Annotated in this window: 6 protein-coding genes; all 6 read left to right on the top strand. The window is 56.9% G+C overall.

Going from position 1 to position 7,013, the window contains the following annotated elements; all coding sequences use genetic code 11:
- The first annotated feature begins 107 nt into the window (after window positions 1-107).
- Complete coding sequence (locus ABJK56_RS20770) at window positions 108-773, top strand: hypothetical protein (protein WP_347246606.1); 666 nt, start codon at window positions 108-110, stop codon at window positions 771-773.
- A 282-nt stretch (window positions 774-1,055) separates the two neighbouring features.
- A complete protein-coding gene (locus tag ABJK56_RS20765; protein ID WP_347246605.1) occupies window positions 1,056-2,165 on the top strand; it encodes a Xaa-Pro peptidase family protein in 1,110 nt (369 codons plus the stop codon).
- Window positions 2,166-2,232: 67 nt separating this feature from the next.
- Window positions 2,233-2,799 carry an acetyl-CoA carboxylase biotin carboxyl carrier protein gene (accB, locus tag ABJK56_RS20760; RefSeq protein ID WP_347246603.1) on the top strand — a complete coding sequence of 189 codons (567 nt, stop codon included), beginning with the start codon at window positions 2,233-2,235 and terminating at the stop codon, window positions 2,797-2,799.
- Window positions 2,800-2,874: 75 nt separating this feature from the next.
- Window positions 2,875-4,242 (top strand): acetyl-CoA carboxylase biotin carboxylase subunit, encoded by a 1,368-nt coding sequence (gene accC, locus ABJK56_RS20755; RefSeq protein WP_347246602.1) that lies wholly within the window; start codon window positions 2,875-2,877, stop codon window positions 4,240-4,242.
- 194 nt (window positions 4,243-4,436) lie between these two features.
- Window positions 4,437-5,801: a 6-phosphofructokinase gene (locus ABJK56_RS20750; RefSeq protein ID WP_347246601.1), complete on the top strand. Its 1,365-nt coding sequence runs from the start codon at window positions 4,437-4,439 to the stop codon at window positions 5,799-5,801.
- A gap of 365 nt (window positions 5,802-6,166) precedes the next feature.
- On the top strand, window positions 6,167-7,013 hold an 847-nt coding region (locus ABJK56_RS20745; RefSeq protein ID WP_347246600.1), incomplete at its 3' end, for a glycosyltransferase family 2 protein.

Here is a 7,013-nt window from a genome sequence, read left to right as displayed (position 1 = left end):
ACTAATCCGAATGATGTAGTTTTCGATCCATTTATTGGTTCTGGAACTACGGCAATGGTGAGATCGGGAATAACTGCATCCACTGTGTAGACACCGCGAGGATTCTTGTGCCGTTTTACACTCTCGGGCAGTGGGTGGTCAGTTATGGCGGGCGACTTGGCTTCCACGACGCCGGGGAAACCCCCAACACTCAGGTGGCCGTCCACGATTTGGGGAATGGATTGACGCTCGTTCAGGAAGTCCGCAACCACAAAACGGATAGGCCATTCCTCAATGGTGCGGTGCTGATCGCGGGTGAAGAAGGTTACATCGCATGTGACCTGGGTGCCAACGTGGTGCTCTACGATCGAGCGGGAAATCCCAAGGAGAAGCTCCCAAGCTCTGGTGGCGATCATTTTGCCAATTTTGTGGAAGCTGTGAAAGCAGGACGTCAGGATATGCTTAATGCTGATGTTGAGGAGACACATATCTCCACGGCTCTCACGCATCTGGCCAATATTTCTTATCTCCTCGGTCACCAAGCGGGTCATAGCGAATTGGTGGCTGCCCTGGAACCGCTTCAGGTCAATGAAGACTGCGTGGCCACTCTGAACGCCATTGAGGCCCATCTGAAAGAAAACGGCATCGACCTGCAAAAAGAACCGCTCACCTTGGGGCCTCGCCTGGCGATTGATGCTGAGCACGAGAAGTTCATCGACAACCCGGATGCCGATCGTCTCCTCACGCGCGAGTACCGCGAGCCATTCGTGGTGCCTCCTCCGGAAAAGCTGTGAGGGCGCACCGGCGTCTGAGAAACGGCCGACGCTTCACGCGAGAAGCGGGTGTGGACACGGTCCCTCGCGGCGGGTCAAGGAAATTTTCCACTGCCTGCAAAAAGGGGGTTATTCCTGACCCTGAGTGCCAGGCGAGACCACCGTGAGCATCTTCCATCAAAACTGTTGCTCCTCCACGGTACGCGGCCGAAAAGTGGCTGAGCAGGATGTCGCACTTGCCTTGGCTAAAGCAATCTCGTAATTTAACGCCAATACGCTCCCAGACTCATCGGAGAACAAAGCATGGCAACGCACAGCGATCCAGCTTATTTCAACCAGCGGCGCGACAAACTACGTCGTCGCATGAAGCGCGAGCACCTAGTGGGCTTTCTAGTAAGTAAGCCCGAAAACGTTACCTATCTGACCGGTTTTAGCGGCGAGGACAGCTATCTGCTGCTGACGCAGGATCACGCGATCCTGATTAGCGACTCGCGTTTCACCGAGCAAATTCGCGAGGAGTGCCCGGGATTGGACGCCTACATCCGCCCGCAGGGCGTGTCCCTTGTCCAGGCCGCGGCGCGACTCATCAAAAAGGCAAAACTTAGCACAGTCGGCGTGGAGGGCGGCTCCCTTTCAGTGGTCTCGTTTGACAAACTTCAGGATGCGGTCACCGGCGCGGAATTTGCCAAAACAGAGAACTGGATCGAAGAGCAGCGGGCAATCAAAGACCGGGAAGAACTGCAAAGAATTCGCGCGGCCGTGGCAATCGCCCAACGGGCCTTCCTAGCTGTTCACGCGACTCTTCGTCCTGACCAGTCGGAAAAAGAGGTGGCAGACTTGCTCGACCACCATATGCGGCTTCTCGGGGCGAGGAAGTCGGCATTCCCCACGATTGTTGGAGTTGGACCTCGGGCAGCCCTTCCCCACGTGATACCGACGTCGAAGAAAATTAGAGAAGATGTATTCGTTCTGGTAGATTGGGGTGCTGATGAAGGATGGTACAAGAGCGACTTGACCCGCGTCATCCCAACTGGTAGAATCGCCCCAAAGTTCGCAAGAGTCTACAACACCGTTCTCAAGGCCCAAAAAGCGGCGATTGATGCTATCCGGCCGGGGGTGACGGCGGAGGATGTGGACCGCGCCGCTCGGCGAGTGATTGAAGAGGCAGGATTTGGCCGCCTCTTTGGGCACGGTCTGGGACACGGGGTGGGGCTTGAAATCCACGAACTTCCCCGCCTGGGACCGAAGGTGCGAACCGTTCTGCGGCCGGGAATGGTGGTGACAGTCGAACCGGGCATCTATATCCCCAACTGGGGTGGGGTTCGGCTCGAGGACGATGTTCTGGTCACCCGCGATGGACACGAAGTCCTCACCAGCCTTCCTAAAGATTTGGACGAGGTTATTACAGTCTGACACAACTCGACAGGTCTTTGCGGAAATCCAAGAAAGTTAACTTCCAGTTATAGAAGCACACTCGCCTATGGGTTCAGACGCTCCCGAAACGCACAAACAAGAGCCGCCCCAGCCGGATGTGTTTGATGTGGGACGGGTCCGGGAACTGATTGAGCTGATGCGGACCCACGATCTCAGCGAGATTGATTTGCGCTCCGGGGAAAGGCGAATTCGTCTCCGTCGGGGGCCAGAAGCAGTTGCGCCCCCTGCGGCTGCTCCGGTGCCGGTTTGGGTGCCGTCGCTTCCACCTGGAGTTGCGCCTTCCGTGCCGGCGACGACGGTACAGCCCCCGGCTCCTTCGCAACCGCCAGCGCGGGAGAGTGAGACTCTCCCTCCCCCCAAGGAGGAAAACATCACCTACATCCGCAGCCCGATGGTCGGGACCTTTTATGCATCACCGGACCCAGATTCTCCCCCGTACGTCAAAGTAGGGGACCACGTCAATCCGGAAACGATTGTGGGTATTGTGGAGGCCATGAAGGTCTTCAACGAGCTACCGGCAGAAATTTCCGGAAAAATTGTGGCCGTCCTGGTAGAAAATGGCGAGCCGGTGGAGTATGGCCAGCCGCTCTTCAAAGTGGATACGCAAGGCTGAAGGAGGGGCTGGTTAACCGTGTCGCTCGGCGTTCTCGCGAAGAAGTCTGCCACCGCCTCACACGCATAATCGCTTATGTTCAAACGGATTCTGATTGCCAATCGAGGAGAGATCGCCCTTCGGGTGCTGCGAGCCTGTCGAGAGATGGGCATCGAAACGGTAGCGGTTTTCAGCGAAGCAGATCGAGGATCGGCTTACTTGGAGCTCGCGGACGAGGCGTACTGCATCGGACCGGCCAAAGCTTCAGAAAGTTATCTCCGGTACGATCGGGTGATCAGCGCCGCCGAGATCGGCAATGCCCAGGCGATTCATCCCGGATACGGGTTTCTCTCCGAGAATGCCCATTTTGCGGAAGTTTGCCGCAGTTGCCAGATCGAGTTCATTGGGCCTCCCCATGAGGCCATGGCCCTGCTGGGGGACAAAAACGCAGCGCGGGCTCTGGCCAAGAAAGTAGGGGTGCCGGTGGTCCCGGGAAGCGACGGCACGATAGAGACGGAGGCGGAAGCTCTTCGTGTCGCCCGGGAGATCGGTTATCCGGTTCTCATCAAGGCGGCGGCTGGAGGGGGTGGCAAAGGAATGCGCATTGCGGTGAATGAACATTCCCTGAAGTCTGCGCTTCAGCAGGCGCAGCAGGAAGCCGAAGCCGCCTTCGGAAACGGTGCCGTCTATCTGGAAAAATATATTGAGCACCCGCGGCACGTGGAGGTTCAGGCTATCGGCGACCACCATGGCAATGTCGTCCACCTCTGGGAGCGTGACTGCACGATTCAGCGCCGTCATCAGAAGCTGATTGAGGAAAGCCCGGCTCCCAATCTCCCTCAGGAAGTGCGTCAGGCGATCTGTGAGGCAGCCGTCAAACTGCTCAGGGCCGCGAATTATTACAACGCCGGTACAGTGGAGTTTCTGGTGGATCGGCATTTCAACTTCTATTTCATCGAGGTTAACGCCCGTATTCAGGTGGAACATCCGGTTACGGAGATGGTGACCGGTCTGGATCTCATCAAGCTGCAGATCAAGGTTGCTGCGGGAGAGCCATTGCCGTTCAAACAGGAAGACGTGGAGCACCGTGGGGTGGCCATCGAATGCCGCATCAATGCGGAAGATCCCGACCGGGGCTTTCGGCCGTCCCCGGGACGCATCGAACGGATGTTTGTGCCGGGAGGACCAGGTGTCCGCTTCGATTCCCATGTTTATCCGGGATATGTTGTGTCACCCCATTATGATTCCATGATCGGAAAACTGATTGTCCACCGGCCTACGCGAGCCGAGGCGATTGCGGCAATGAGACGGGCACTGGAGGAGTTGCGGATCGAGGGGATTAAAACAACAGTCGAGCTGAGCAAGGCCATCCTCTCGCATCCCACGTTTGTCGATGCCCGGGCAGACACCACCTTCGTCGAACGAACATTCTTGCCAAGCCAGCAAGAGGGGGGCAAAAAATAGCGCCGCGTGCGGCGGCACAGTACTGCACGTCATCGCGGGAAAACCGGTCGTCGAGACAAGCGTATTAAAGTAGGGCAAACGGGCGGAGCGCTCGACGGGGCGGATTCTGGTCTGTGTAGGACTTTCCGTGAGGGACCATCGTTATTCGGGGAATGGAGAGTCGTTCGGTTTCGTGACAAAGAGGTGAATTGGGTATGAGTCAGGCCTTGAAAAGTCCGGTCAAAGTAGAATCGCCAATCAAACGTGTGGCCATCTTGTTTTCTGGCGGGCCGGCACCCGCTGCCAATGCCGTGATCGCCAGTGCCGCGATCGCGTTTTCCAGGATGGGGATTGAAGTGCTGGGTATCCGCCAGGGCTACACATATCTGATGGAATACACGCCCGACAAACCCCTTCAGGAGGGAAAACACTACCTTCGCCTGCGGCATGAGGACCTCGAACTGGTGCGAAGTCAGCAGGGGATTATCATCGGCACAGCGCGGGCAAATCCCGGAAAAGGCGTCCATACGTACGAAGACCTGGACGACCCGGCGAAAACAGCGCCGCTCAAGACGGTCCATGAGGCGCTCTCGTCGCTTGGCGTGGATGCCCTCATCTCCATTGGGGGGGACGATACCCTGACCACCGCAGCGAAGTTCAAACTCTTCCAGGATCGGCATCCCAACTTGGGACGGAGAATTGCGGTCGTGCATCTTCCGAAGACCATTGACAACGACTACGAGGGGATTGACTTCACATTCGGATATTTCACCGCGGTGGATATGCTGGCCACCCAGGTCCGCAATCTGCTGGCCGATGCCCGGGCGGCCGGGGCGTACTTCTTCGTTCAGGTCATGGGACGGAAGGCGGGCTGGCTGGCGTACGGTGCGGGGATCGCCGGGGAAGCGTCCCTCATTATTAGTTTGGAAGATATCCCTCCCGAATGGTGGACCACAGAAGAGACGATCAACCCAAAAACAGGTCAAAAGGTGATCGATCCCGAAACGGGGAAGCCCCAAATGCGGGAAGTCATCGACCTTAAAGCCATGGCCAACCGCGTCGTCGACACGATTATTGCGCGGGAAAAAGAAGGTAAATCTTACGGCGTGGTCGTCTTCGCGGAAGGGATGGGCGAATACTTCCCGCTGGAGGATCTTCGCAAGTGCGTTTCGGAAGAGGAGTTCGCCCAACTGGAGCCTGACCCGTTCGGACATTTCCCCGTATCTCAGATCAAATTCACGGGCCGGATCGCGCGACTGGTTAACGATCTTTACGTGGAACGGACCGGCAAGAAAAAGAAAAAGATCAACAGTTTGCAGTTCGGATATGAAGTCCGTTGCCATCGTCCCACGGCGTTTGACATCATCCTCGGTAGCCAGCTCGGGGTGGGTGCGTACCGCGCTCTGGTTGAGCGGAAGCTGGACGGTGTCATGGTCTCGGTCAGCGGCCAATTGCAGTTGCTCTATCCGCGATTTGAGGAGCTCATGCAGACCGGCAAATTGCGGGCAAGGGAGCGTCTCATTCGTCCCGAGGAGGACTTCCATCAACTACCGCGGTACCTGGAAAGCCGCATTGACTAATCCGGTGGGACAAAAAGACCGTTCCGAGACGCGACGAAACTTCGGCGATCTGGACAGTCGTTCAACGGAGACGGTGGGATTGTGAAACTTTGATACGTTGCTGGTGAGGCCTTGTGGCAAAGACTGGTGAGCTGGGTTTCTCGAGACTCAGCCCATCCGTTCATCGGTGGGTATCTTTCCTTCCCAGTCCGGCGATCGATCGCCGCTTTTTTGTTTCCAAATTGCCGAAATGTTGACCCCGCCGCGCGGGCAGTGCCGCGGGTGACAAAATTGATGTTTTCGACAAGCAAGCGGTGTGGCTATATTAAAAATCGGCACGACTTTGACTGGATTTGTCCTCCTCAGGGAAAGGATTCCCTATGGCTATGTCGGGCATTTTAAGACCGGAAGGCTCGCCGTCTGTTTGTTGCGATAACCAGGCAGAAAGGCCCAGCCGCGAGAGCGAGGGATTCGCGAGAAGCCTTTCTCCGCAGGTGCCGGGGACACTCGGCGCGATGGAGCGCAAATCCTCAGAGACGGTGGCATTTCGGAAGCTCTCGGTCTTGATCCCGGTATACAACGAGAGGTGGACGCTTGCAGAAGTGGTTCGCCGGGTGCTGGCGGCTCCAGTTTCTCTTGCCACGGAAGTCGTCATCGTCGATGATGGCTCCACAGATGGATCATATGAGCTGGCTCTGCGATTGGCCGAACAGGATTCGCGGATCAAAGTGATTCGCCATCGCACAAATACGGGAAAAGGGGCGGCCATTCGCACAGCCATCTCTCATCTCTCCGGTGACGTCGCCATCATTCAGGATGCTGATTTCGAGTATGATCCCCAGGATTTTCAGGCTCTTCTTGAACCAATTCTCAAGGGCCAGGCCGATGCCGTGTTTGGCTCGCGGTTCGTCGGGCATACCCGTCGGGTGCACTTCTTCTGGCACGCCCTGGTTAACAAATTTCTCACGCTGGTTTCCAACATGGTTAACGACTTGACTCTGACCGACATGGAGACCGGCTACAAGGCCATTCGCACAGACGTACTCAAGCAATTGCGACTGACTGCCCGAACGTTCACGATTGAGCCCGAGCTTACTTGCCGCCTCGCACAATGGGGAGCGCGGATTTATGAGGTCCCGGTTTCGTATTGCGGACGGACATACGCCGAAGGGAAAAAAATCAGAGCTTGGGACGGCGTCAAGGCACTCGGGGCGATCCTATACTACCGGTTTA

The organism is Thermogutta sp. (assembly GCF_039793925.1).
Taxonomy (GTDB): domain Bacteria; phylum Planctomycetota; class Planctomycetia; order Pirellulales; family Thermoguttaceae; genus Thermogutta.
The sequence above is the reverse complement of the archived record's forward strand: the minus strand, read 5'-3'. Positions and strand labels throughout refer to the sequence as shown.

Excerpts from the sequence above, each read along its gene's own strand:
- ABJK56_RS20765 (WP_347246605.1), top strand. The coding sequence starts at position 1,056 with ATGGCAACGCACAGCGATCCAGCTTATTTCAACCAGCGGCGCGACAAA.
- accB (WP_347246603.1), top strand. The coding sequence starts at position 2,233 with ATGGGTTCAGACGCTCCCGAAACGCACAAACAAGAGCCGCCCCAGCCG.
- accC (WP_347246602.1), top strand. The coding sequence starts at position 2,875 with ATGTTCAAACGGATTCTGATTGCCAATCGAGGAGAGATCGCCCTTCGG.
- ABJK56_RS20750 (WP_347246601.1), top strand. The coding sequence starts at position 4,437 with ATGAGTCAGGCCTTGAAAAGTCCGGTCAAAGTAGAATCGCCAATCAAA.